This window comes from Sporomusa sp. GT1 (assembly GCF_014634905.1).
In the GTDB taxonomy this organism is placed as follows: domain Bacteria; phylum Bacillota; class Negativicutes; order Sporomusales; family Sporomusaceae; genus Sporomusa; species Sporomusa sphaeroides.
Window position 1 is genome coordinate 70,892 of sequence record NZ_BMBX01000003.1, and the last position, 23,143, is coordinate 94,034.

Consider the following 23,143-nt stretch of genomic DNA (forward strand, 5'->3'; position numbering starts at 1 on the left):
TTGATGCCATATACGTATATTGTTAAGTGTGCTGACGGTAGCTTGTATACCGGCTGGACAACCAATCTTGAAACCAGAGTGACAGCACACAATCGCGGCAGGGGTGCCCGTTATACCCGTAGTCGTCTGCCTGTCACGCTGGTCTATTATGAGCTCCAGCCTGATGAGAGTCAGGCGAGAAAGCGTGAATATGCGATAAAGCAGCTTGATCGCAAAGACAAAGAACAGCTAATTGCCGGCTTTACGGTGAGCTAAAAAGAATAAAGGAGCATTTGATGGACGGAACACAACGGAAACACATAATCCCCGGTGCAAAAGTGAAAATAGTACAAAAGCCGCATCAGCGCACAGGGCAGTTGACTGAAGGGATAGTAAAAGATATTCTTACAAGCAGCCCTGTGCATCATCGCGGGATCAAAGTCCGGCTGACAGACGGAACTGTCGGCAGGGTACAGGAAGTTATCGGTTAGAAAAATGAGCTAAGCCCATATGACAGGCTTAGCTCATTTCTTTACAATGTGCGGTTTTCGATATGCGCGATTGCGCGCAGGGATTGCATCAAAGCAGCAAAACGTTCGGGTTTGATGGATTGCTGTCCGTCGCATTTGGCATTGCTGGGGTCTTGGTGAACTTCGATGATGACTCCGTCGGCTCCTACCGCAACGGCAGCTTTTGAGAGTGATTCAACCATCCACCATAATCCGGCAGCATGACTGGGATCGACGATAACCGGCAAATGGCTGAGGCGCTTGATTGCCAGTACGGCGCTGAGATCAAGGGTATTGCGGGTGTAGGTTTCGAATGTCCGGATACCGCGTTCGCATAAAACGACGTTTTCATTACCGCCTGCCATAATATATTCTGCAGACATCAGGAGTTCTTCGATTGTCGCGCTGAGCCCTCTTTTCAGCAGAATGGGTTTTTCAATTTGGCCTGCGGCTTTTAACAGGTCAAAATTTTGCATATTGCGGGCGCCGATTTGAATAACGTCAATATCTTCGTGATGGTCCTCCAGTTGTTTAACTGACATGATTTCTGTGACGATAGGCAGGCCGGTGGCTTCACGCGCCAGCTTCAAAAGCTCAAGGCCTTCTTGCTGCATGCCTTGGAAACTGTACGGTGATGAACGGGGTTTAAAAGCGCCGCCCCGCAGAAATCCGGCACCGGCGGCCTTAACATCCTGGGCTATAGTGACAATTTGTTCCTGGCTTTCCACCGAACAAGGTCCGGCGATGATGGCCAGTTGATTGCCGCCGATGGTTTCTGAGCCGGCACGAATGACGGTATTTTCCGGATGGAAGGTACGGTTGGCCTTTTTGTAAGGTTCTTGTACGGAGAGTACCTTTTCCACATAGTGTTTACTGAGCAGGTAGTCGCGGTCCAGCTTGCCGGTGTCGCCGACAATGCCTAAAATGGTTTGAAACTTACCATAGGTAGGCCAAACGCTGCAGCCATAGTTTTCCAATTCCTGTTTCAATTTTTCAATTTGTTCAGAGGATGCCAAAGAATTTAACACAATAACCATAGATAACGCCTCCTGAAATTTTAATATTTATTATAATTAAAAATAAAAAACCTAAGGCTCATTGAGCCTTAGGTTTGCTATCATAGCAACCGGTTATGTTTATTATTAAGGCCTCAACGGTAAAACATGTATTAATTTATTGTATGCAAAAAAGCCTGCGCCAAAAAAGCTGGCCCAAGCAAAAAAGAAAAAGTATTGATTTGCATATAAATTAATAGCGCTTAGTTTCATGTTGATCACCTGTCATGGCTAATTTTAAATCATGTATTCATTATACCAGAGAAATTGGCACTGTCAACACAAGAATGGAAAATAGGATAAATTTAATTTTCGTGTAATTGATGTGGTATAAAATCAATACAAATGTACACGAAAACTTAAACTAATCCAGACTGCCTCTGGGAAAGACGTGGGCATTAGCGGAAATAAATTGACACTGACAATTGTTGCTTATATACTTTATAATAAATCCCATCAAATAAGATTTCTTCCGGATTGGAGGCACAGACTGTGCGCATAACTAAAGCAATTAAACAAGAGATGCTTGCATTATTGGAGCAATATTATAGCGATACTACTACTGCGCTGAATTACTCTACGGCGTTTGAACTTCTGATTGCCGTAGTGTTATCGGCTCAGTGTACAGATACCAGGGTGAATATTATCACAGCGCGGATGTTTCCCCGTTATAATACACCGGAAAAGATTCTTGAGCTGGGGCAGGACGGGCTTGAAGCAGCAATCAGGGATTGTGGCTTATTTCGCAGTAAAGCGAAAAATATTCTTGCAACCTGTGAGATATTGTGCCGGGAATATGGCGGACAAGTGCCGGAAAAATTTGAGGACTTACTCAAACTGCCCGGAGTGGGGCGGAAAACCGCCAATGTTGTGATAAGCCAATTATTTGGTGTGCCTGCCATTGCGGTGGATACCCATGTATTCCGGGTGGCTAACCGGCTTAAGCTGGCAATGGGTGATACGCCGCTGGCTGTTGAGCAAGGGCTTATGCGCGCTATTCCCAAAGAAAAATGGGGAGATGCCCACCACTGGCTCATCTGGCATGGACGCAAAGTCTGCAAGGCAGCAAAACCGTTGTGTAGGGATTGCTTTTTGCAGCATTTGTGTCCAAGCAGTAATGCTAAGTAGGATGTTGTATAAAAATTAAATATGATGTATAATAATACAAATGGTTAGGGGGATGGGCTATGATTTTTCGTAAAGCGACATTTAGTGATGTGGAAAGCATCCTGAAATTGATTAATGAGTATGCTCAGCAGGGGCTTATGCTGGCACGCTCGCGTAATACCCTGTATGAAGGGCTGCGGGAATTTGTCCTGGCCGAAGAGGACGGAGAGGTCGTCGGAGTTGCGGCTTTGCACCTGGTATGGGACGAGTTAGCCGAGATCCGGGCGCTGGCTGTCCATCCCAGCAAAGTAAAAAGTGGTATTGGTCGCACGATTGTGGAGAAACTTACCGAAGAAGCGAAAGAACTTGGCGTTAAAACCTTATTTGCCTTAACCTATCAGCCGGGATTTTTCCGGAAGCTGGGCTTTAAAGAAGTGGAGAAAGACAGTGTGCCGCAAAAAATGTGGAAAGAATGTATCAACTGTCCTAAATTTCCCAACTGTGATGAGATTGCCATGGTTAAGGAATTATAAAACAAACAAGCCTGCTGTCAGTTGCTTTTGACAGCAGGCTTGTTTGCTTTTTCCGGGCTATAACTCCATGCTTTCACCTGGGTTCATAATATGTACAGGAATGTTCATCGCCGTAATTTTCTCCTTAAAAGCTTCCGGCGATTGGGCAATAACCGGCCAGGTATTATAGTGCATGGGAATTACTGCCTGTGGCTGGAGCAGTTTGACGGCTTCCACGGCGTCATCAGGCCCCATGGTATAATTATCGCCAATCGGCAGCAGGGCGTAGTCGATTTTCTCCAGGCGCCCCAGGAGTGCCATGTCGCCAAAAAGTGCTGTGTCACCGGCGAAATAGAGGGTTTTGCCAAAGAAACTGACAATAAACCCGGCAGCATGTCCACCAGGGATGCCCGCACCATGGAAGGCAGGCGTTATCCGGACATAGCCAAAATCAAAGGAGCGTTTGCCGCCCAGATGCATGCTTATATTGGCACAGTTTTGCTGTTCTGCCAGAGCGGCCAGTTCAGCCGTACCAATAACGGTGGCGCCTGTGCGCTTGGCAATGGCGATAGTATCGCCAAGATGGTCGCCATGACCATGACTGACCAGAATGTAATTGCAATTAACCTCATCCGGGCTGGCAGGATTGGCAGGATTACCGGTAAAAAAAGGGTCAAACAGCAGGGTTGTATTTTTGTGAGTTACGGTAAAACAAGCATGTCCATAAAATTTTAGGGTAATCATAAATACACCTCCACAAGGATACTCGCTATAGTATTTTTACACCATAGCCTGATAAATTCCTGCTATGTGCAGGTAGTTTATGCAATCCAGGCAATAAGATTCCAAAATATGGTTTACAAAAGAAGGTTAATTGGATAAAATGAAGAATTTTTAAACTATAATAATAGTGGGTAATAAAGGAGCGCTAACAAATGATTCCGGTAATTTCTGTGGTAGGGCGGTCAAATAGTGGTAAGACAACCTATTTGGAAAAACTAATTGCAGAGCTTAAACGCCGGGGATACCGGCTGGCGGTTATTAAGCATCACCATACCGATAATGTTGAACTGGATCATCCCGGAAAAGACACTTGGCGGCACGCTCAGGCAGGGGCAGATATCGTTTGTCTGGCTTCGCCGAATAAATTTGCCATGATGCGAAAAAGTGACCAGGAACTGTCACTTGACCGGGTGATTAGTTACATTGATAATGTGGATATAATCTTTACTGAAGGCTATAAACAAGAGGCTAAGTCAAAGATTGAAGTGTATCGTCAGGCAGCAGGCCATCTTCCGCTTGGCAATAAGCCGGAGCTGCTTGCTGTAGTGAGCGATACCGTTCTTTATCAGGATGTGTCGCATTTTGCCCTTGATGATCCGTCAGCTATGGCTGACTTCCTAGAAAAAAATGTGTTGAAAATGAAATAGCAAAGGACTGATTGCTGTGCATGACGGACATAATCGCCAAATCAATTATTTACGGGTTTCGGTAACCGACCGCTGTAATTTTCGCTGTGCTTATTGTATGCCAGAACAAGGCGTTCCCATGCTTAGCCATGATGATATTCTCAGTTATGAAGAAATGTTCCGGGTAATCCGGGTTCTCAGTCAGCATGGTATTAGCAAAATTCGCTTAACAGGCGGTGAGCCGCTGGTGCGGCGGGGAATTACCGGGTTTATCCGCAGCATTGCCGACCTGAATACGATAACCGATATATCTTTGACCACCAATGGCAGCCTGCTTGCCGGAATGGCTGGCGAGTTAAAAGCCGCTGGTTTAAAACGGGTGAATATCAGTCTTGACACCATTGATCCGGAACGGTTCAGATGCATTACCGGCGGTGGCGATGTTGCCGCGGTCATCAAGGGAATACAAACCGCCTTGGCGGTAGGCTTGATGCCGGTAAAGCTTAATGTTGTGTTGACTAACATAATCTCGAAATACGATGTAGCGTATTTCGTCGATCTGATACATCGCGAGCCGGTATCTATCCGGTTTATTGAATATATGCCAATTGGGGATGCGCGGGTTGGCCCGGGTCCCAGTATTGCCGAAATCAAAAAAATGATTAATTCCTCAGGTCGTGGAACTTTGAAGCCAACTTTGGATATTCGCGGCAATGGTCCTGCCAAATATTTTTGTCTGCCGCAGGCCAAAGGCTCCTTCGGATTTATAACCCCCATATCGGAACATTTTTGCGGTGCCTGCAATAGAATTCGTCTGACAGCAGACGGAAAGATTAAGCCCTGTCTGTTGTCAAATCAAGAAGTAGATATTAAAGACGCTCTCCGGAGTGGGGCTGGTGATGATGAAATTGTAAAATTATTTTATGCCATCATTACCAACAAGCCGGAAGGTCATACTTTGTCAAATTCGGGCAACCCGACGAATTTTTTTCGAAAAATGTCACAGATAGGCGGATAATTTAGGCGAAGAACTGCTTATACTGTTGAGGAAACCTCAAGAGTGTTACAGGGGGGATTCCATGATACTAATTATTGAGGAAACAGCCAGGGAACTTTTTTAAAAAACTTATGGCAGCCGGGGCCTAATGTAAAAGGATTAGAGTAAAAGTTGCAGCAATTAACAAAGAAGGTGCGGATTTTGACAAGACCTTTTCACGGTATCTCTACGTTATATACCATTGAACCCTCGATTCGTAATGTTGCTTTTTCCCATCATTCACTCTGGGTAGAGCAGGCAAATAAAAATATGCGGGAAGGCTTTGAATGTGCCATTTATTATGAGCCATATGCCAATCTTGTGTATCCCGATACCTTAGATGCCATGATGGTTGAGATTACGGCCGGTCAGACAGGATATCACATTTCCGGCTTTGCTGTAATTCCAGATGGTGAACGTGAGGAAATTAAGATTAATATCTGGTATTCCAATTATGCTAAAGCCAAACAGGCTGCTGACAGATGGATTATAGCGACCCGTAAACTGGTGATGTTGCATAATAAATAAAGTTACATATGCTTTATACAGGCAGCCTAAGGCAGGACAGCCAGCAAAAGGATAAACCGGTTGTACCGGAATGTATCGTGCTGGGTTTGTTACTGCCATTAGGCTGCTGCTTTTTTGTTTAATTAAAGACATGTTTTTGATCAAGCCACCTGTTGAAGGTACACATTTTATGAATGTGGATTTCCAGTAACGGTATTGTGTCATCTAAGTGTGATATACATGTAACACAGCAAGACACAAATGTCACACCTTCTTAACAATCGTGAAAAAATAAACTTATTACCATGGTAAAAAAAGCTTTAATTACTATATATTTACAATAATACATACATTGGCATGAAAGTTGCGATATATATGAGTGTGATTTACGATACCGGGAAAAGTGGCTTCGTCCTCCCTTAGTCCAACATCCAACTAAAGTTCGGGATATGGACTCCGAAATTTTGCCACCAGGAGGTGAATTAGTTAGCGTAGTTCAATATTTTGCAAGATGTCCCGGTTCGGTGAGTTGCTTTGGTTAAGCTATTTGGTGAAAAAAACTTAAATAACGAGAGGAGTTTGAATAATGACGAAAAAATCTTATGGTTATTTTATGCCTCCGGTATCCCTAATGGGGGTTGGCTGCCTTGAGGATATCGCTGATTATATTAAGCCGATGGGCTTTAAGAAGGCGTTAATTGTTAGCGATAAAGTTCTTGTCCAAATTCAACTTACCAAAAAACTTACCGATGTGCTTGACAAAATTGGCGTAGCCTATGTTATTTTTGACGGTGCTCAGCCTAACCCAACCGTTACTAATGTTAATGATGGCTTGAAATTACTTCAGGACAATAAATGTGATTTCGTTATATCTTTTGGCGGTGGTTCGCCTCATGACTGTGCAAAAGGTATTGCCATTGTTGCTGCTAACGGCGGCAAGATTGAAGACTACGAAGGTCTTAATAAATCAGCCAAACCTCAAATGCCGCTGATTGCGGTTAACACAACCTCTGGTACCGCCAGCCAGATGACCCGCTTCTGTATCATTACCGATGAAAGCCGGCATGTAAAAATGGCCATTGTTGACTGGCATACAACGGCAGTTATCGCTGTTGATGATGCGGAATTAATGGTTGCTATGCCGCCGGCTCTTACTGCTGCCACCGGTATGGATGCACTGACCCACGCAGTAGAAGCTTATGTATCCACAATTGCTACCCCGGTCACCGATTGTGCCGCCCTCAAGGCAATAGAATTGATTTCCGGCTATTTAAGAAGAGCAGTTGCTAACGGCAATGATATGGAAGCCAGAGAAATGATGACATATGCCGAATATCTTGCCGGCATCGCTTTCAATAACGCCAGCCTGGGATATGTACACGCCATGGCCCATCAGCTTGGTGGATTCTATGATCTGCCTCATGGTGTCTGCAATGCTATTTTGCTTCCGGCCGTGGAAGACTATAATGCGAAAGTTGTTCCTGAAAGATTTGTTGATATCGCCAAGGCAATGGGTAAGGATGTTACAGGATTATCTTCGGCAGATGCTGCCGCAGCCGCACTTACCGCCATTCGGGAACTTTCTGCCGACATCGGTATTCCAGCAGGCTTGAAAGACCTCAAGGGGTTTAAGGAAAGCGATATTCCGACCCTTGCCGCTAATGCGCTTAAAGATGTCTGTGGTCTAAGTAATCCGAAACAAGCCACGCAAGAAGAAATTGAGGCTATCTACAGAGCTGCCATTTAAATAAACGAAAGCCGTATAAGACATATGGGAGCCCGGCAGATTTTGCCAGGCTCCTTGACTTTACAACGCTGCGCCGCCGGCGCTTAACCTCCGCCTATGCATAACGGCCGCCCGCACCTCAAAAATGTTGACGGTTGTAAGCAGTGCATTAGCGGTTTTTCTTATTTATAAAATAGTAATAGAAATGTGACATAAAAATGATACTAAAATATTGCAGGAATTGTTAAACAAATGGCAAATTTTATAAGTATGAAAAACAGTACTGGGCAGACCAGGAGCAATTCAATCAGCAGCTGAGGAAGGGGATATAGAAGTGGGGCTTACACATTTCAACAATTGCGGTAAAGCCCGCATGGTTGATGTCACCGTGAAAGAGGAAACAAAGCGGGAGGCCGTAGCAGAAGGCCGGATTAGCATGGAGCCTGCCACGCTTGCACTGATAAAACAAGGGGCAATGGGTAAAGGTGATGTCTTAGGAGTGGCCCAGGTAGCCGGAGTCATGGGTGCCAAACGGACCTGGGATTTAATTCCGATGTGTCACCCGCTGCTATTGACAGGAGTTAATCTTGAATTTGTTATTGATGATACGGCAAGTGTGATTGATATTAAAGCCATTGTCAAGACCACCGGCAAAACCGGAGTGGAGATGGAGGCACTTACAGCGGTTTCAGTGGCTGCCTTAACCATTTATGATATGTGTAAAGCCGTTGATAAAGGCATGACAATTGAATATGTCCGCCTGGCGGCTAAATCAGGCGGCAAAAGCGGCGACTATGTCAGGGAGGATAAATAAAATGCAGGGTAAAATTGTAGCTGTTTGTACCAGCAAAAACAAAGGGGAACGTAAAAAAGATGTCAGACAGGCGAATTTGCTTGTCGGTCTGGGACTTGAAGGAGACGCTCATGCCGGGTTTAAGCACCGTCAGGTAAGTTTGCTGGCATTAGAAAGCATTGAAAAGATGCGGCAAATGGGGCTTGATGTTCATCCTGGAGATTTTGCCGAAAATATAACGACCCAGGGATTAAACCTGCCGGTTTTGCCGATCGGCACCAAGCTTAAGATCGGCGATACTTTGCTCGAGGTCAGTCAAATTGGCAAGGAATGTCACACTCGCTGCAATATCTATTACCAGGCCGGTGATTGTGTTATGCCGAAGGAAGGCATCTTTGCCATTGTTGTGGCAGGCGGTAAGATTGCGAGTGGTGATAGTATTGAGGTGATTGAAAATGTTTAGTATTGGCATTATTACCGCCAGTGACAAAGGCGCGCGTGGTGAACGGGAGGATCTGAGCGGCAAGGCGATTGCCGAGGTGCTGGCTGAGCTCGGTGAGGTTAAACATTATCTAATTGTTCCTGATGAGCAGTCAGCCCTCAGTGAGGCGATGATTCAAATGGCTGACGACCGTAAGCTGGACCTGATCCTTACCACCGGCGGCACCGGCCTTGGTCCGCGTGATGTGACACCGGAGGCCACCTTAGCTGTAATTGACAGGCAGGTACCGGGTATTCCGGAAGTTATGCGAGCCAAATCGCTGGAAAAAACCTCACGGGCTATGCTCTCACGAGCTGTGTCCGGCTTGCGCGGGCGGACACTGATTATTAATTTGCCCGGCAGCCCCAAAGGCGTGCGGGAATGTTTGGAAGCCGTACTGCCGGCTCTGGAGCATGGGCTCTCAATCATGAAAGGGGAAGCAGGCGAATGTGCCAGACCCTAATGCCTGCCTAACAGCCAACCCGCTCAAAAAATACCAAAGGAGATGATTGTTTGTTAAGAGCTAATTATTTACAAGTGCTTGCCGATATTCGTGAGGATATAACGAAGATGGGCGAAAAAACCGTCTTATCGGTAATGACGGCAGTCAGCTCCTTTGCCTTGAATAATGTTGAGCAAGCGCAACTTTCACGGCAGTATGAAAAAGAAGTTGATGCTATGTATAAAGCCATTGATGACAAATGCATTACCACAATTGCCACCCAGCAGCCGGCTGCTGCCGATTTGCGTTTTCTGGTATCAACGATAAAAATTGCCAATGAGGTTGAACGGGTAGCCGATTATGCAAACAATATTGCAAAAATAGTCCAAAAAAAATTTCCCAAACTGGATTTGGCCTCGCTTGCTCCGGTAACAGACGGAGTTACCAAACTTGGTGAGCTGGCAGCAGCCATGCTTGCTGACGCCATCAGGGCCTATGCATTGAATGATGCCGAGTTAGCTACCCAGGTAAGAGAGCGGGATGCTGAAGTAAATAAGCTAAATAAGGCGTTGATTAAAGATATTTTAGCCATTGCGATGACTAATCCGCAAAATCAGGAAGCCGTACTTGAGTATAATGTAGCCATTCGCTATATTGAAAGGGTGGCCGACCGGGCGACAAATATTGCCGAAGGGGTATTTTACATTGCTACCGGCTTTAACGTGAAAGATAAAAAGTCATAGGAGTGAATGGTTTGTCAAAGCCAATATATGTAATAGGCCACCGTAATCCGGACACTGATTCCATTTGCTCGGCCATTGCTTATGCACAGCTTAAGAATGCATTGGGCGAGCAGGCAGTTCCTGTACGTGCCGGAAAAATCAATGCCGAAACCAAATATGTTTTAGATTTTTTTGGCATACAGCCACCGCAGCTCCTGCTTGATCTGTATCCCCGGGCCAAAGATGTAATGCATGAAAAGCTGGTTACCATTCATCCCAGGAATACGCTGCGAAAGCTGGGGCAGCTTATTACGCAGTATAATGTAAAATCAATTCCGGTTGTGGAAGATGACGGTAGTTTGGTGGGCATTGTCACTGTCGGAGATTTAGCTGAACGCTATGTTAGTGAGCTCGGGATGCAGGATTTGCGGGAAACCGGGGTCGACTATGCCGGAATCCTTGGATGTCTCAATGGTACTTTATTATGTGGCGGTGATTTGTCCAAGTCCATTCAGGGCCATGTAAAAATTGCCGCTTCCCATACTCAAACTATGGCTAAAGTGATTAAACCGGGTGATATTGTTATTGTCGGCAATCGTACCAATGCTCAGCTAAGCTGTATTGAAGTGGGAGTAGCTTGTCTGATCATAACCGGCGATTATGAAATAGAGCCTGAGGTGGAAGCTGCTGCTATAAAAGCCGGGACATATATCTTCCGTACCCCTTATGATACCTATACCTGTGCCCGGCTGATCAACCAGAGCATTCCGGTGGGAAAAGTTATGAAAACCAAGGTTACGTCCTTTAAACCGGACGATATGGTAGCCGACCTGAAAAATGTCATTATTCGTACCGGCTACCGCAACTATCCGGTAGTTCAAAACGGTAAAGTAGTAGGACTTATTGACCGTGACCGGCTGATAGTGCCTGAGCGTGACCAGGTGATTCTGGTGGACCATAACGAGCGTTCGCAAGCCGTTGATGGAATTGAAGAAGCTAAAATTGTTGAGATTGTGGATCATCACAGGCTAGGTGGACTGGAAACCAGTGAACCTATTTTTATCAGACATGAGCCGGTAGGCTCTACCGCTACCATTGTAGCCAATATGCACTGGCATAGAAATATCGATATATCCCGGCAAAGCGCAGGGCTGCTGCTGGCAGCTATCATCTCAGATACCGTATTGTTTAAATCGCCGACTACAACGGCAAAAGACCGCGATACGGCCCAAAAACTTGCACAAATTACCGGTCTTGACATTCAGGAATTTGGGATGGGCATGCTGCAAGCCGGTTCGGTTATAGATAAGCTAAGTCCGAGCGATATTGTAACTACAGATCTGAAAGAATTTCAGATTGGTGAATATCATGTTGTGATTAGTCAAATATCTGTCATGGACCCCGAAGCAGTGTTAAAGCAGCAAAAGCAGCTGGATGCCGCGCTGCAGGAAATCTGCGAAAAAGGGCAGTATAGTATGGCCATATTATTGGTTACCGGTATATTGAGCGAGGCTACGTATCTCTTGCATTATGGTCAGCCGTCAGGTCTCATAGCAGCTGCATTTGGCGAAGGACGCTCTGACGGCACCTGGTTTCTGCCTGGTGTTATGTCACGCAAAAAACAGGTAGTACCGCCGCTGATTGATGCCGTCCGCCGGGATATGTATAACTAGATAAGCAGAAGGGATTGGGATACATGACTACTTATACGACAAGTGGTGTATGTGCAAAAAAGATTGAATTTGTGGTCGAAGATGGCATTATAAAAAAAGTGGAATTTCAGTCAGGCTGTCCGGGAAATCTGGCCGGAGTCAGCCGGCTGGCTGTGGGGATGAAGGCCGAGGAGGTAATCGGCAAACTCAAAGGAATAACTTGCGGCGACAAGCAAACCTCCTGCCCGGATCAGTTTGCCAAGGCCTTGGAAGCGCTGAATGGCAAGTAAAATAAAGTAGACTTAGCTTCAGGTGGGATTTTAACCCCATCTGAAGGTTAGTCATCGGATAAAACTAGGAGAGCAGTAGGTGAAGCGAGTGCTTGTTTGTGAGATTATCTACCAAACCACCGGTGAGCGCTGGGGGATATTTCCACGAGATATTGGTGAATTTCAAGCACGGCTTGTTAGTGATGAACGGATAATAAATAACAGCAATACCAATACTATTATTAAGAGATCGGCGAATTTTGAAATAATATCAACTTCTTTTACGCCTGATGAAAAAAACAAACGTCATAGAAAAGCACTTGAAGACCTGGTGCAGGAACTGCAGCAGGCAGGCTGGAAACAGCAGCCTGAGCAGGGAACAGAATGGTACAATCTAACATTCCGTAAAAAATAACTTAACAGTATCCTATTGACAACACGTAATTTATCTGCTATATTCATCAGCAACAGCATATTCAAATGCAATGAACGGGATAAGTAAATTAGCTGCGCTATTATCAGAGAGCCGGGGGGTGGTGCGACCCGGTAGGCGTGCATATTGAAATACACCCGTGAGCAGCAGGTCGAACGGAATACAAGTAGACTGCGCCGGAGGCCACCGTTATCATAGGCTAGGGTATCGGAATTCCTGTACCTGAAAGAGTGGCTTGCTATTTATTTAAGCAAGCAGGGTGGTACCGCGAGTAAAGTCTCGTCCCTGTATAGGGGATGGGACTTTTTATATTTTTATGGAGGCGATAGACATGATTATTGTAATGAATCCTACAGCTACCCAGACAGAAATTGACAATGTGATTGCCCGGGTAACCGCAGCCGGCTTAAAAGTCCATTTGTCGGAAGGTAAACTTCGTACCATTATTGGTTTAATTGGCGAGAAAAAACTCATGGTTCAGTTGCCGCTCGAGGCTATGGCCGGGGTGGAAAAGGCAATATCGGTTACCGCCGGCTACAAACTGGTCAGCCGGGAGTTTAAAAATGAAGACACAGTTATTGATGTTGGCGGCGTGCTGGTGGGTGGTCCCCATATTGTTGTCATGGCCGGACCTTGTGCTGTTGAAAGCCGGGAACAATTACTGGAATCGGCAAGGATTGTCAAAGAAGCGGGCGCCCAATTTCTGCGGGGCGGCGCTTACAAGCCGCGGACTTCGCCTTACTCTTTCCAGGGACTTGAAGAAAAGGGACTGGAGATGCTGGCTGAGGCCAGAAGCTTGCACGGGCTGAAAATTGTTACCGAGGTTGTTGATATTGAATCCGTACCGGTAGTCGGCGCCTATGCCGATGTGTTGCAAATCGGTGCGCGCAATATGCAAAACTTCCAACTCTTAAAGGCGGTAGGCAAAAGCGGCATGCCTGTACTGTTAAAACGCGGGATAGCGGCTACCATCAATGAATGGCTGCACGCCGCCGAATATATTATGAGTGAAGGCAATTTCAACGTTATGTTCTGTGAGCGTGGTATCAGGACCTTCGAAGAATATACCCGTAATACACTGGATTTAAGTGCTGTGGCCGCGCTCAAGAACTTGAGTCATTTACCGGTTATTGTTGATCCCAGTCATGGAACCGGTTTGTGGAAATTAGTGCGTCCCATGGCTAAAGCGGCCGTCGCCGGCGGAGCAGACGGACTGATGATTGAAGTTCATCCCAACCCGGCCGAAGCGTTATCTGACGGCAATCAGTCACTGACTCCTGCCAATTACCAGGCCTTAATGAGTGAAGTGGCAGCCGTTGCCAGAGCAGTAGACAGGAGAATGGCATGACTTCGCCTGCTGAGCGGATTGCAATTATCGGCATGGGACTGATCGGTGGTTCGCTCGGTTTGGCCTTAAAGGCTGCCAGAGGCGACAAAATAGAGATTACTGGTATGGATACCAATGAACTGTCACTTGTCAAAGCGCGGCAGAGTGGTGCTGCCGATATAGTTACTACCGATTTTAAGGCAGGTGTGATAAACGCCGACATAATCTTTTTATGTACACCGGTGCTGCAAGTGGCTTCACTGGTAAATGAAATAGCACCTTATATAAAAAAAGGCGCTATCCTGACAGATACCGGCAGTACGAAAGGCTATTTAATCGGGCAAATAACGGCAGTATTGCCTGAAGGCGTGCATTATGTGCCGGGACACCCAATGGCCGGGCGTGAGAAAAGCGGTATAGAGGCTGCCGACGAAATGCTGTTTTGTGATAAGTGGTATATCCTTACCCCTGATGCGGCAAGTGATGCGCAGGCCATTGACACAGTTCGCCGGGTTATTGGCTGGACAGGAGCCAAAATTACCGTGATGGAGGCTTGCCAGCATGACTGGTGTACCGCACTTATCAGTCATGTGCCGCACATTGGGGCGGCGGCTCTGGTCAATCTGCTGGAACATGCTCACGATCAGGACAGCAGCATTAAACTGGCTGGCGGCGGTTTTCGGGATACCACACGGATTGCTTCTTCCAACGCCGATATGTGGGCCGATATCTGCATAACTAATTCCGGGCCGATTGCCGACAGCCTGGACAAATTCAGCCAGCTATTAACCCAGGTGGCAGCGGCTGTCCGCCAGGGAGACCGGACAAGCATCCATACCTTCTTTGCCACTGCCAAAAAACGCCGTGATGAACTATTGCGTTTGGAAGAGGCCGCTAACGGACAACCCTTGACCAATGGGCATTGATAATTTGAGCCATTAGCTGTTTGCCGTCAATATCAGGATGAAGACCGTCGATGGACAAATGCTCGGGAAGTTTACGGCTGCTGTCGGTAAAATAGGGTTCAATGTCAATACAGTATTGCTGTTGACGGATGAAACTATTGACGGCATCAAACTCTTCCCGCCAGCCGGGTACTGTTTCCTCCTGGAAGATGAGGGCAATGGTTTCCGGATTAATGGGCGGCAAAGTCAAAAATATCGGCCTGATACCATGCAGCAGGCATTTGTCGCGAATAGCGGCAAGTTCGGAAATTACCTGTGTCGCGGAAATACCGCCGCGCAGACTGTTAGTTCCGCCGAGAATAATTAAATAGTTTGGCTTAAAGGGCAGGACATCCTGCTCAAACCGCGCCAGCATGGTTGCCGCAGTATCACCGCTTTTACCCAGATTAACGGTGGGAAAATAAAGGTATGTCTGGTAACTATAGTCGGAATCGGCCGGAGAATAGGAGATAGCGCCACCACCATGCGTGATACTGTCACCAAAGGTTGCCGCATATTGTCTCCGGGTTGCAGCAACGGTAAAATCGGCTGTGTCCGAGTAGCCGCCCACCGGATTGCCGGCCGCATCCATCCCGCGAACCCGCCAGTAATACCTACCTGAGTTCCTGCGGGGCTGGTCATCATAGCAATCATTAACGCCGGTAACAATTTTGCTCCAGATACGATGGCGGGATGGTTCAACGCCATTAGGGTTTTCCGGCGGCCGGCTGGTAAGCTCGACTTCATAACTTACACCACCTGCCACCGGAATCCAGGCATAGGCAGGATAAAGCGGTGCCGGCTGTGTTGCCGGCATCCGGTTATTAGTCAGGGGACGGGTAACCGGGACAAGGCTGCGGTCAAGCCAGACTTCGGCCGCGTCAGAAAACACTCCCAGCGGGTTGCCTTGCAGATCAAGAGCGCGAACGCGCCAGTAAATACAGTTGCCTTTATACCAGGATAAATCAGCATTATACCCATTGGTAAAAATTTTCCGTACTAAACGAAGCTGGTTCTTCGCTGGAAAAACAGTATTGGGATTTTCCGGCAGCTCTGCGAGGAATTCCAGTTCATAGTAAACTGCGCCTGGAACTACTGTCCAGGTAAGCATCGGCTGGACAGAGGACGGGGCGCTGTCAGGATAAAAAGAAGTAGGCGCAGGTTTGACATTATCGGCGCTTTCGGGTATTTGGCCGATGTTATCGGTTAGCCTGATGGAATTGGAAGATGGGTCCAGGGGCTTAATTTCCGCCGGCTTCGGTTTGAGCGGAATCGGATCTGCATTTTTTGGTATTTCCGGCAAATATAGCATTAGTGCCAGCAATATTGCCAATATAATCAGTATCTTCAATGTTTGCACCTGCCGGATGTATGGTAGGAACGACTGTTATAAGCTTATCATGCTTATAGTATTGACAAAAACTACACTGACAATAATAAAGAAGCTTAGTGGATGCTAATCAGCCCATCCACCAAGCTTCTTTATTATTGTCTAAACTTTACAATACCGGGCGAAAAATCATTTTGTCGCAAACCCTGCTATCCTTGCCAGAGTTATTTTCCTAAGGGCATCTACGCTGCTGAAAGCAATGTTAGGCACATAATAGGTCTCAAGCTCATCATGCAGTTTCTTTGCTTCCTTGATATAGGCTCCGGCTTTATCGAAAAACTCCCAGAAAGCGGTCCGGTCATAAGCAGTGACCGCGTCTAGCTGTCTGGTAATCACCGGATTGAGGCATTCATTCATGTCAATAACCGGTGTTGTATTATCAAGGGATAGATTATGCGGCGGTGTGGAAGTCAGCACAGCCGTGTCAAGAGCCGGGATGATGATGTGTTCTATTTTTAGCGGGTCAAGCGGACAGTAATAGGTTTCGATATCAAGCCCCTTAGTGATAGCCGTATCGGCGGCTTTAGCCAGCAGGGTAGCTTTGCCTGTGCCGGGAAAGCCGGTAATAATATAGCGGTGCTTGATATCGGCACTAATGGAATCAATATAATTTACCGGACCAATTGGCGTGATAGCAGAGGCGAAAAGCTTCCTGTTTTTCCCCTGGCCTACGCTGGTGACGCCGCCAAATATTTTCTCAATAATGGCAGTTGTTTTCTGGTTGGCTATTTTGTAATCCATTGCTTCGCCGTTGGCCGCCTCCCAGTCATCATATACCGCTTTTGCCGCTCTGAGCATGCGGTAGGCGCGTTGGAAGCGTTTGCCGATCTCCCGGGTGCAGCTTACGATTTCAGCTTTATTGTTGATCAGCTTGCTTTCGTCCCAAAATTCGCCGAGATTGAGGATTTCGTCAACACAACCGGGATGCTTGGGATCAACAATATGAGGAGAAGTACCGTCAATTAATGCTGTATTGAGCGACGGTATGACCAGCCCGTCCAGGGAATGCGGGTCACTTGAGCAATGGTGATGTTCGACGTCAAAACCTTGGTCCACCATCGCCTGCCCAATTTTTTTCATAAACGTGGATTTGCCGACTCCGGGTCCACCCTTCAACAGGAAAATCCTGGTAGCATCAATTGGAATTACATAATCATAATAAGAGAAAAAGCCTTGGGGGGTGTTGCCGCCGGGAAACACATGCTTGATTTTTCCTTCAGCCATTGTTATCCTCCCTTTTGTGGCAGTTTGCCATTACCGTTTTTCTATAATGTATATGACTCAGGCGGCGTGAGTATATCAAAAAATCCTATATTTATTGACATATCCTGGGGATAATGGGTAGGATTTTTACTTTTTGTGTAGAATAATAATTACTTTGGACTTTTATCCAGGGAGAATGCTATGCGCAAAGAAATATATGGATATCTTGCTGTTATTGCAGCTGCCAGTATGTGGGGAATTGGCGGTTCGGCAGCCAAAGCGCTGATGAATCAGGATATTACGCCGTTCCTGTTAGTGAAAATTCGTCTGACACTGGCATTTTTATTAATGGTAGCCGGGCTCTTCTGTTACAACCGCCAACTGCTGGTGATTCCGCGCCGGGAAATAGCGTATTTTGCCGTACTGGGTACGGCCGGAATGGCGCTGTTACAATTTTTCTATTTTTACACCATCAGCCTTACGAATGTTGCCACCGCCGTTTTCCTGCAATATCTGGCACCGGTACTGATGGCTGTATATGCAGTGCTTTTTGAAAAGGAAAAACTTGGTTGGCAGCGCGGCAGCGCAGTTGGGTTGGCCACTTTGGGCGGACTCATGATTATGCTTAACGCAGGCAGTACCAACATCAGCCTGCTGGGGCTTGCCAGCGGCCTGATGGCTGCGGTGGTTATGGCGTTTAATACCATATACGGGAGACGGGGGGTACGCCAGTACCATCCGCTGACAGTGGTCACCTACTCATTTTTCTTTGCCGCATTGTTTTGGTGGCTGGTGTCGCCTGATGCGTGGACAGCAGGGGTCATTCATGCCGGCAATTGGTGGCTGTTTATGTATATTGCCGTATTCGCCACCGTAGTTCCTTTTTTACTGTATTTTACCGGTATGCGGTTTTTATCGCCGACCAATGTGGGAGTTACTGCCTGCCTCGAACCTGTTATTGCCGCTGGTGTCGCTTACCTGACGCTGGGTGAGGTTATGGGCTGGCTGCAGTCCTGCGGCGGGCTGCTGGTAATTGGCGCCGTTATTTTGCTGCAGACAAGCAGTGAACCGCAAGCTGCCCCAACTAAGGACAAACAAGCTGATATTGTATAACTGGAGTGATTTTGATGCATATTGTACTGGTAGAGCCGGAAATTCCCGGCAATACCGGCAACATTGCCAGATTGTGCGCAGCTACCGGCTGTGAACTGCATTTGGTTAAACCGCTGGGGTTTTCTATTGAGGATAAGTATTTAAAGCGGGCAGGGCTTGATTATTGGAATTTGGTTAAAGTACATGTTCACGAAACCTTTAATGAAATAGCCGCATTGTACCAAGGCCATAATTTTTATTTTAATACCACAAAAGCCGATAAACATCATAGCGATATTGCGTACCAGCCCGAAGACCTGCTGGTTTTCGGCAAAGAAACTGCCGGACTGCCTCAGGAACTGCTGCATTCTTACCCGGATAACTGTGTCCGCATCCCGATGGTTGATGATGCCAGGTCACTTAACTTGTCGAATGCGGTAGCAATTGTCGTATATGAGGCGTTCAGGCAGCAAAATTTTGCCGGGCTCAGATGATCATGCAGCAAAAATTTCAGATCTAGGACGGTGATTCCATGTTTGCACAATTTGGACCGGCAGGTAATCCGGACGCATTTTATGAAGCCGGCTTCAAGTCCTCGGCCGACATGCCTAAATGGCTGGCAGGTCTTACGCTTAACGCTTATGAATATCAATGCAGCCGCGGTGTTAACATTAAGCAGTCGACTGCCGAACTGGTAGGGCAGGAGGCTGCCCGTTATGGGGTTAAACTTAGCATCCATGCGCCTTACTATATAAGTTTAGCTACCGAGGATGAAGCCACTGCCAGCAATACGGAACGCCATTTTCTCCGTTCGCTTGAGGTTGCAAAATGGATGGGCGCAGACAGGATTGTTTTTCATATCGGTGGCTCCGGCAAAGGTATTGACCGGCGCCAGGCATTAGAACGCGCCAAACGCTCATTTGCCAAAGTTTTGGAGCAGGCTGAGCAGGCAGGCTTGACAGGCCCAAACCTCTTGCCGGAGACGATGGGCAAACAAAATCAGCTGGGCTCACTTGACGAAGTGCTTGAGTTATGCAAAATGGCCGAATGGGTGCGTCCTGCTGTCGATTTTGGCCATTTACATGCCGTGACCGGCGGTCAGTATACCACCAGCCAGGAGTTTGCCGCTGTATTTGATAAAATCGGCGAAGTACTGGGAGAAGAAGCGGCCAAACAACTGCATATTCATTTCAGCCCGATTGAATTCACCAAAGGCGGTGAGAAACGTCACTGGAGTTTTGGTGATCCTTTCGGTCCGCCGCATGAGCCACTCCTGGCAGTCATTGCTGACAGAGGGTATACACCTCGGATTATCTGCGAGTCTGCCGGCACTCAGGCTAAAGATGCCAAAACGATGCAGGTGTTTTACCAAAAATTATTGAAAAAAGATTTCAGTGTATAAAGAGTACAAATAATGCATAAAATAGATGGTGTACTGGAGGTATTTTCATGAGTGTGCATGACAAAGCCCATGATTTGGGGCGGGCGTTGAGAAACTCTGACGAGTACAAGGCGTTTTTACTTGCCAAGCAAAATCTTGACAATGACGCAGCAAGCAAAACCATGGTACAGGATTTTTTCAAGAAAAAGCTGGCTGCCGAATATGACTTAATGGCCGGTCATCCTGAAGATAAAGAGAAGTCTCAGGAACTGCAGAAAATGTATGAAATGATTGTCCTTAATCCCAAAGCCAGAGACTTCATTCATTCTCACATGCGGTTTCAGCAGATTGCGGCTGACATATACAAAATAATTGGCGATGCGGTCGCCGAAGGAATGGATATATTTGGCAAAGAATGAGAACATGGTTACCATGCCGGTAGACTTTGCTGCCGAATTAAAAAAAGCTATTCCCCCGGAAAGGCTGCTGGTTAATGAACCGTTGTCCAAACACACCACGTTTCAAATTGGCGGTCCGGCTGATTTTTTAGTGTTGCCGGCTTCACCGGTGGAAGTGGCGGAGGTGCTTGCACTTGCTGAAGCTTGTACTGTACCTGTCACTGTGTTGGGGAATGGTTCTAATGTATTGGTGCTGGACCGGGGCATTCGCGGTCTGGTTATTAAATTTGGCGCTGAAATGGGGTATATCCGGCATAACGGCACGACTGTGTTTGCCGGAGCCGGTGCATTGCTCTCAGAGGTATCGCAATATGCCGCCAAATCCAAACTCACAGGCTTTGAGTTTGCCATTGGTATTCCCGGCAGTATTGGCGGTGCGGTATTCATGAATGCCGGAGCCTATGAAGGCGATATGAGTCAGGTGGTGCAGGCTGTCACTGCGGTATGCGCCAATGGCAAACGGCAACGGTTTGTCCGGGAAGAGCTGCTTTTTGGTTACCGGCACAGTGTTTTTCAGGAAAACGGCTGCCTTGTCTGCGAGGTTGAACTGGCCTTGTCTGCCGGTGAGGATAGCTCTATTCAGGTTCGTATTGAGGATTATACAAACAAACGGCACAGCAAACAACCGATTGATATGCCCAGTGCCGGCAGCACCTTTAAGCGGCCGCCGGGGTATTTTGCCGGTACCCTGATTGAGCAGGCCGGCCTCAAAGGTGCCCGTGTCGGTGGCGCACAGGTTTCAACCAAACATGCGGGGTTTATTATTAACGCCGGTGGTGCGACAGCCCGGGATGTGCTGTCACTTATCAGTAAAGTTCAGGATCGTGTCTATCAACAGTTTGGTATTTCCCTGCATCCGGAGGTACGGGTATTAGGGGAAGGCTAAGACAAGGGTATAGCAGAAGTTTTTAACCGGGAGCAAAATGCCCCGGTTTTTATTATTTTTGCAGGGAAAGCAGGCAAGGGTATTGAATTTAGAATATTATACACAGTAACAAAATGCTGAAAAGGAGACAAAGCTATGCGTTTAACTTTTTTGGGAGCCGCTGGAATGGTAACAGGTTCCTCGTACCTTTTGGAAATCGGTCAGAAAAAGTTTTTGATTGACTGCGGCCTGTTTCAGGGGTCAAAAGCCATTATGGCACTAAATAGACGGGATTTTTTATATAACCCGGCCGAGATTGACGCTGTGTTTTTAACCCATGCGCACATTGATCACAGCGGGCTTTTGCCCAAATTGTGCAACTCAGGCTTTAAAGGGCCTATTTACGCTACGAAAGCAACTGCCGAACTATGCAGCATTATGTTGCCTGATAGTGCTCATATTCAGGAATTTGATGCGGAAATTGCCAATAGAAAAGGGCAGCGTGCCGGACGCAAACCGGTAGAACCCTTGTATACGGTAGCAGATGCTTATGCTTGCCTCAATCAGTTTTCACCTGCAGCCTATGATACTAAGCTGACACTGTCTGAGGAGGTTACCATTCAATTCAGGGATGCCGGCCATATCTTAGGTTCTTCCATGATTGAGATATGGGGAACGGAAAATGGTCAAACCGCCAAAATTTTGTTTTCCGGTGATATGGGGCAGCCTGATCAGCCGATTATTAAAGACCCGGCCATCATTGAATCAGCCGATTATATTGTTCTTGAATCTACTTACGGCGGCCGGCAGCATGAGCCTGGCGACCCCATTGAGCTGTTAGCCAAGTATGTTAATGATACCGCAGCCAAAGGCGGCAATCTGGTTATTCCGTCCTTTGCTGTTGGCCGCACCCAAACCCTGCTGTATCATTTGTATAAGTTGTTTAAGGCAGGTTCGATACCGGAAATTCCCATCTTTGTGGACAGTCCGCTGGCGATAGCGGCAACCAATGTATTTCTGAAAAACTCACAAGAGTATGATAAAGAAGCCTATGATCTGATGTATGGCGATCAGGAGCAGCCGCTGCGCCTGCCGCAGCTGGTTTACACCAAAACGGCTGAGGAGTCCAAGGCCATTAATAGTCTGGATAAACCGGCCATCATTATATCGGCCAGCGGTATGGCCGATGCCGGGCGTATTCTTCATCACTTAAAACACAACCTATGGCGGCCGGAAAGCACTATATTGTTTGTCGGCTATCAGTCGCAGGGCAGTTTGGGACGCCGGATACTGGACGGTGCCAGAAAAGTTAAGATTATGGGTGAGGAAATCAGTGTTAGAGCGGAAATTCATAATATGGAAGGTTTTTCGGCTCACGCCGATCAGAGCCAACTGACTTCCTGGCTGAAAAATTTTACAACAAAACCGGCTAATATTTTTATTGTGCATGGTGAAGAGGACCGGTCAGAACCTTTTGGCAAAATGATTAATGAAGAGTTTGGCATAGCGACATATATTCCGAAATATGGTGATGCTGCCCAGATTGACGGACGTACCTGGAACATTGAGCCTTCGGCGATTACGACGGTTGAGCCAGCCGTTCAGCAGCTTAGAGATCAGCTCGAGGAAATGGAAAAAGAATACGCCGACTTCCGGCGCAGACTCGAAGACCTGGTGGCTGCCAATTCCGCCAATCTTCAGGCAGTGCTTAAGCGTGTTGAGAAAATCCGGACATTTGTTAAAAAGACACTCAGTGATTTATGGTCGTGATATGATAATTTTTATTTGACATTTGCTGGTTGGTATAATATAGTGAATTGTGCATTACACTACAGAAGGGTGCAGCTAAAT

27 protein-coding genes and 1 other annotated feature are annotated in these 23,143 nt (G+C 46.9%); of the genes, 23 read left to right on the top strand and 4 right to left on the bottom strand.

Annotation, left to right across the window (positions count from 1 at the left end):
- Positions 1 to 3 precede the first annotated feature (3 nt).
- Together GT1_RS05895 and GT1_RS05900 are read left to right on the top strand one after the other, a co-directional pair.
- Positions 4 to 255, top strand: coding sequence for a GIY-YIG nuclease family protein (locus GT1_RS05895; RefSeq protein ID WP_188397970.1), 252 nt, complete (start codon positions 4 to 6; stop codon positions 253 to 255).
- Between the two features lie 17 nt (positions 256 to 272).
- A complete protein-coding gene (locus tag GT1_RS05900) occupies positions 273 to 470 on the top strand; it encodes a YwbE family protein (RefSeq protein WP_075755811.1) in 198 nt (65 codons plus the stop codon).
- A 41-nt stretch (positions 471 to 511) separates the two neighbouring features.
- On the opposite strand, the gene aroF (GT1_RS05905) is transcribed toward GT1_RS05900, so the two are convergent.
- Entirely contained in the window at positions 512 to 1,525 is a 1,014-nt protein-coding gene (gene aroF, locus GT1_RS05905; RefSeq protein ID WP_188397971.1) for a 3-deoxy-7-phosphoheptulonate synthase, read from the bottom strand.
- 510 nt (positions 1,526 to 2,035) lie between these two features.
- On the opposite strand from aroF (GT1_RS05905), the gene nth reads away from it, so the two are divergent.
- Complete coding sequence (gene nth, locus GT1_RS05910; RefSeq protein ID WP_188397972.1) at positions 2,036 to 2,671, top strand: endonuclease III; 636 nt, start codon at positions 2,036 to 2,038, stop codon at positions 2,669 to 2,671.
- Between the two features lie 59 nt (positions 2,672 to 2,730).
- The gene (locus GT1_RS05915; protein ID WP_188397973.1) at positions 2,731 to 3,183 is read left to right on the top strand and encodes an N-acetyltransferase; all 453 of its coding nucleotides are present in this window, start codon (positions 2,731 to 2,733) and stop codon (positions 3,181 to 3,183) included.
- A gap of 57 nt (positions 3,184 to 3,240) precedes the next feature.
- On the opposite strand, the gene GT1_RS05920 is transcribed toward GT1_RS05915, so the two are convergent.
- On the bottom strand, positions 3,241 to 3,906 hold the full coding sequence (locus GT1_RS05920) for a metal-dependent hydrolase (RefSeq protein WP_188397974.1): 666 nt from the start codon (positions 3,904 to 3,906) through the stop codon (positions 3,241 to 3,243).
- A gap of 191 nt (positions 3,907 to 4,097) precedes the next feature.
- On the opposite strand from GT1_RS05920, the gene mobB reads away from it, so the two are divergent.
- The 13 genes from mobB to GT1_RS05985 all read left to right on the top strand — a co-directional run bounded on the left by mobB (position 4,098) and on the right by GT1_RS05985 (position 14,885).
- Positions 4,098 to 4,592, top strand: a complete 495-nt coding sequence (gene mobB / locus GT1_RS05925; RefSeq protein WP_075755806.1) for a molybdopterin-guanine dinucleotide biosynthesis protein B — start codon at positions 4,098 to 4,100, stop codon at positions 4,590 to 4,592.
- Between the two features lie 16 nt (positions 4,593 to 4,608).
- Complete coding sequence (moaA, locus tag GT1_RS05930; RefSeq protein WP_188397975.1) at positions 4,609 to 5,589, top strand: GTP 3',8-cyclase MoaA; 981 nt, start codon at positions 4,609 to 4,611, stop codon at positions 5,587 to 5,589.
- Positions 5,590 to 5,769: 180 nt separating this feature from the next.
- Complete coding sequence (locus GT1_RS05935) at positions 5,770 to 6,135, top strand: hypothetical protein (protein ID WP_188397976.1); 366 nt, start codon at positions 5,770 to 5,772, stop codon at positions 6,133 to 6,135.
- A gap of 565 nt (positions 6,136 to 6,700) precedes the next feature.
- Positions 6,701 to 7,861, top strand: coding sequence for an iron-containing alcohol dehydrogenase (locus GT1_RS05940; protein ID WP_075755803.1), 1,161 nt, complete (start codon positions 6,701 to 6,703; stop codon positions 7,859 to 7,861).
- A gap of 313 nt (positions 7,862 to 8,174) precedes the next feature.
- Positions 8,175 to 8,654, top strand: coding sequence for a cyclic pyranopterin monophosphate synthase MoaC (moaC, locus tag GT1_RS05945; RefSeq protein WP_075755802.1), 480 nt, complete (start codon positions 8,175 to 8,177; stop codon positions 8,652 to 8,654).
- A gap of 1 nt (position 8,655) precedes the next feature.
- Positions 8,656 to 9,096 carry an MOSC domain-containing protein gene (locus GT1_RS05950; RefSeq protein ID WP_075755801.1) on the top strand — a complete coding sequence of 147 codons (441 nt, stop codon included), beginning with the start codon at positions 8,656 to 8,658 and terminating at the stop codon, positions 9,094 to 9,096.
- Positions 9,089 to 9,577: a molybdenum cofactor biosynthesis protein B gene (locus GT1_RS05955; RefSeq protein ID WP_075755800.1), complete on the top strand. Its 489-nt coding sequence runs from the start codon at positions 9,089 to 9,091 to the stop codon at positions 9,575 to 9,577. Before GT1_RS05950 ends, GT1_RS05955 begins: the two co-directional genes overlap by 8 nt.
- A gap of 50 nt (positions 9,578 to 9,627) precedes the next feature.
- Entirely contained in the window at positions 9,628 to 10,299 is a 672-nt protein-coding gene (phoU, locus tag GT1_RS05960; protein WP_075755799.1) for a phosphate signaling complex protein PhoU, read from the top strand.
- 11 nt (positions 10,300 to 10,310) lie between these two features.
- Positions 10,311 to 11,951: a putative manganese-dependent inorganic diphosphatase gene (locus GT1_RS05965; protein ID WP_376742000.1), complete on the top strand. Its 1,641-nt coding sequence runs from the start codon at positions 10,311 to 10,313 to the stop codon at positions 11,949 to 11,951.
- A 23-nt stretch (positions 11,952 to 11,974) separates the two neighbouring features.
- On the top strand, positions 11,975 to 12,220 hold the full coding sequence (locus GT1_RS05970) for a TIGR03905 family TSCPD domain-containing protein (protein WP_075755797.1): 246 nt from the start codon (positions 11,975 to 11,977) through the stop codon (positions 12,218 to 12,220).
- Between the two features lie 79 nt (positions 12,221 to 12,299).
- Positions 12,300 to 12,614: a hypothetical protein gene (locus GT1_RS05975; RefSeq protein ID WP_075755796.1), complete on the top strand. Its 315-nt coding sequence runs from the start codon at positions 12,300 to 12,302 to the stop codon at positions 12,612 to 12,614.
- 61 nt (positions 12,615 to 12,675) lie between these two features.
- Positions 12,676 to 12,922 (top strand) — a binding site (T-box leader).
- 41 nt (positions 12,923 to 12,963) lie between these two features.
- Positions 12,964 to 13,980, top strand: coding sequence for a 3-deoxy-7-phosphoheptulonate synthase (aroF, locus tag GT1_RS05980; RefSeq protein WP_075755795.1), 1,017 nt, complete (start codon positions 12,964 to 12,966; stop codon positions 13,978 to 13,980).
- Positions 13,977 to 14,885, top strand: a complete 909-nt coding sequence (locus GT1_RS05985) for a prephenate dehydrogenase/arogenate dehydrogenase family protein (RefSeq protein ID WP_188397978.1) — start codon at positions 13,977 to 13,979, stop codon at positions 14,883 to 14,885. Before aroF (GT1_RS05980) ends, GT1_RS05985 begins: the two co-directional genes overlap by 4 nt.
- Here GT1_RS05985 and GT1_RS05990 read toward each other — a convergent pair.
- Together GT1_RS05990 and GT1_RS05995 are read right to left on the bottom strand one after the other, a co-directional pair.
- The gene (locus GT1_RS05990) at positions 14,854 to 16,254 is read right to left on the bottom strand and encodes a GDSL-type esterase/lipase family protein (protein ID WP_223226082.1); all 1,401 of its coding nucleotides are present in this window, start codon (positions 16,252 to 16,254) and stop codon (positions 14,854 to 14,856) included. The genes GT1_RS05985 and GT1_RS05990 overlap by 32 nt on opposite strands.
- A 168-nt stretch (positions 16,255 to 16,422) precedes the next feature.
- The gene (locus GT1_RS05995) at positions 16,423 to 17,517 is read right to left on the bottom strand and encodes a PRK06851 family protein (RefSeq protein WP_075755792.1); all 1,095 of its coding nucleotides are present in this window, start codon (positions 17,515 to 17,517) and stop codon (positions 16,423 to 16,425) included.
- A gap of 180 nt (positions 17,518 to 17,697) precedes the next feature.
- Between GT1_RS05995 and GT1_RS06000 the strand changes: the two genes are divergently transcribed.
- The 6 genes from GT1_RS06000 to GT1_RS06025 all read left to right on the top strand — a co-directional run bounded on the left by GT1_RS06000 (position 17,698) and on the right by GT1_RS06025 (position 23,062).
- Positions 17,698 to 18,609, top strand: coding sequence for a DMT family transporter (locus GT1_RS06000; RefSeq protein WP_075755791.1), 912 nt, complete (start codon positions 17,698 to 17,700; stop codon positions 18,607 to 18,609).
- A gap of 14 nt (positions 18,610 to 18,623) precedes the next feature.
- The gene (trmL, locus tag GT1_RS06005) at positions 18,624 to 19,082 is read left to right on the top strand and encodes a tRNA (uridine(34)/cytosine(34)/5-carboxymethylaminomethyluridine(34)-2'-O)-methyltransferase TrmL (protein WP_075755790.1); all 459 of its coding nucleotides are present in this window, start codon (positions 18,624 to 18,626) and stop codon (positions 19,080 to 19,082) included.
- Between the two features lie 38 nt (positions 19,083 to 19,120).
- Positions 19,121 to 19,990 (top strand): TIM barrel protein, encoded by an 870-nt coding sequence (locus tag GT1_RS06010; RefSeq protein WP_188397979.1) that lies wholly within the window; start codon positions 19,121 to 19,123, stop codon positions 19,988 to 19,990.
- 47 nt (positions 19,991 to 20,037) lie between these two features.
- On the top strand, positions 20,038 to 20,388 hold the full coding sequence (locus GT1_RS06015) for a YlbF family regulator (protein ID WP_075755788.1): 351 nt from the start codon (positions 20,038 to 20,040) through the stop codon (positions 20,386 to 20,388).
- Positions 20,389 to 20,392: 4 nt separating this feature from the next.
- Positions 20,393 to 21,313, top strand: coding sequence for a UDP-N-acetylmuramate dehydrogenase (gene murB, locus GT1_RS06020; protein WP_075756065.1), 921 nt, complete (start codon positions 20,393 to 20,395; stop codon positions 21,311 to 21,313).
- Positions 21,314 to 21,448: 135 nt separating this feature from the next.
- A complete protein-coding gene (locus tag GT1_RS06025) occupies positions 21,449 to 23,062 on the top strand; it encodes an MBL fold metallo-hydrolase RNA specificity domain-containing protein (protein ID WP_188397980.1) in 1,614 nt (537 codons plus the stop codon).
- The last annotated feature ends 81 nt before the right edge of the window (positions 23,063 to 23,143 follow it).

What these genes read in the sequence shown, in the direction of transcription:
- GT1_RS05985 (WP_188397978.1), top strand. Translation starts at nt 13,977, where the DNA reads ATGACTTCGCCTGCTGAGCGGATTGCAATTATCGGCATGGGACTGATC.
- GT1_RS06015 (WP_075755788.1), top strand. Translation starts at nt 20,038, where the DNA reads ATGAGTGTGCATGACAAAGCCCATGATTTGGGGCGGGCGTTGAGAAAC.
- GT1_RS06025 (WP_188397980.1), top strand. Translation starts at nt 21,449, where the DNA reads ATGCGTTTAACTTTTTTGGGAGCCGCTGGAATGGTAACAGGTTCCTCG.
- GT1_RS06000 (WP_075755791.1), top strand. Translation starts at nt 17,698, where the DNA reads ATGCGCAAAGAAATATATGGATATCTTGCTGTTATTGCAGCTGCCAGT.
- GT1_RS05995 (WP_075755792.1), bottom strand. Translation starts at nt 17,517, where the DNA reads ATGGCTGAAGGAAAAATCAAGCATGTGTTTCCCGGCGGCAACACCCCC.
- aroF (WP_075755795.1), top strand. Translation starts at nt 12,964, where the DNA reads ATGATTATTGTAATGAATCCTACAGCTACCCAGACAGAAATTGACAAT.
- aroF (WP_188397971.1), bottom strand. Translation starts at nt 1,525, where the DNA reads ATGGTTATTGTGTTAAATTCTTTGGCATCCTCTGAACAAATTGAAAAA.
- GT1_RS05920 (WP_188397974.1), bottom strand. Translation starts at nt 3,906, where the DNA reads ATGATTACCCTAAAATTTTATGGACATGCTTGTTTTACCGTAACTCAC.
- trmL (WP_075755790.1), top strand. Translation starts at nt 18,624, where the DNA reads ATGCATATTGTACTGGTAGAGCCGGAAATTCCCGGCAATACCGGCAAC.
- GT1_RS05915 (WP_188397973.1), top strand. Translation starts at nt 2,731, where the DNA reads ATGATTTTTCGTAAAGCGACATTTAGTGATGTGGAAAGCATCCTGAAA.
- mobB (WP_075755806.1), top strand. Translation starts at nt 4,098, where the DNA reads ATGATTCCGGTAATTTCTGTGGTAGGGCGGTCAAATAGTGGTAAGACA.
- GT1_RS05940 (WP_075755803.1), top strand. Translation starts at nt 6,701, where the DNA reads ATGACGAAAAAATCTTATGGTTATTTTATGCCTCCGGTATCCCTAATG.
- GT1_RS05970 (WP_075755797.1), top strand. Translation starts at nt 11,975, where the DNA reads ATGACTACTTATACGACAAGTGGTGTATGTGCAAAAAAGATTGAATTT.
- GT1_RS05955 (WP_075755800.1), top strand. Translation starts at nt 9,089, where the DNA reads ATGTTTAGTATTGGCATTATTACCGCCAGTGACAAAGGCGCGCGTGGT.
- GT1_RS05950 (WP_075755801.1), top strand. Translation starts at nt 8,656, where the DNA reads ATGCAGGGTAAAATTGTAGCTGTTTGTACCAGCAAAAACAAAGGGGAA.
- GT1_RS06010 (WP_188397979.1), top strand. Translation starts at nt 19,121, where the DNA reads ATGTTTGCACAATTTGGACCGGCAGGTAATCCGGACGCATTTTATGAA.
- GT1_RS05895 (WP_188397970.1), top strand. Translation starts at nt 4, where the DNA reads ATGCCATATACGTATATTGTTAAGTGTGCTGACGGTAGCTTGTATACC.
- murB (WP_075756065.1), top strand. Translation starts at nt 20,393, where the DNA reads ATGGTTACCATGCCGGTAGACTTTGCTGCCGAATTAAAAAAAGCTATT.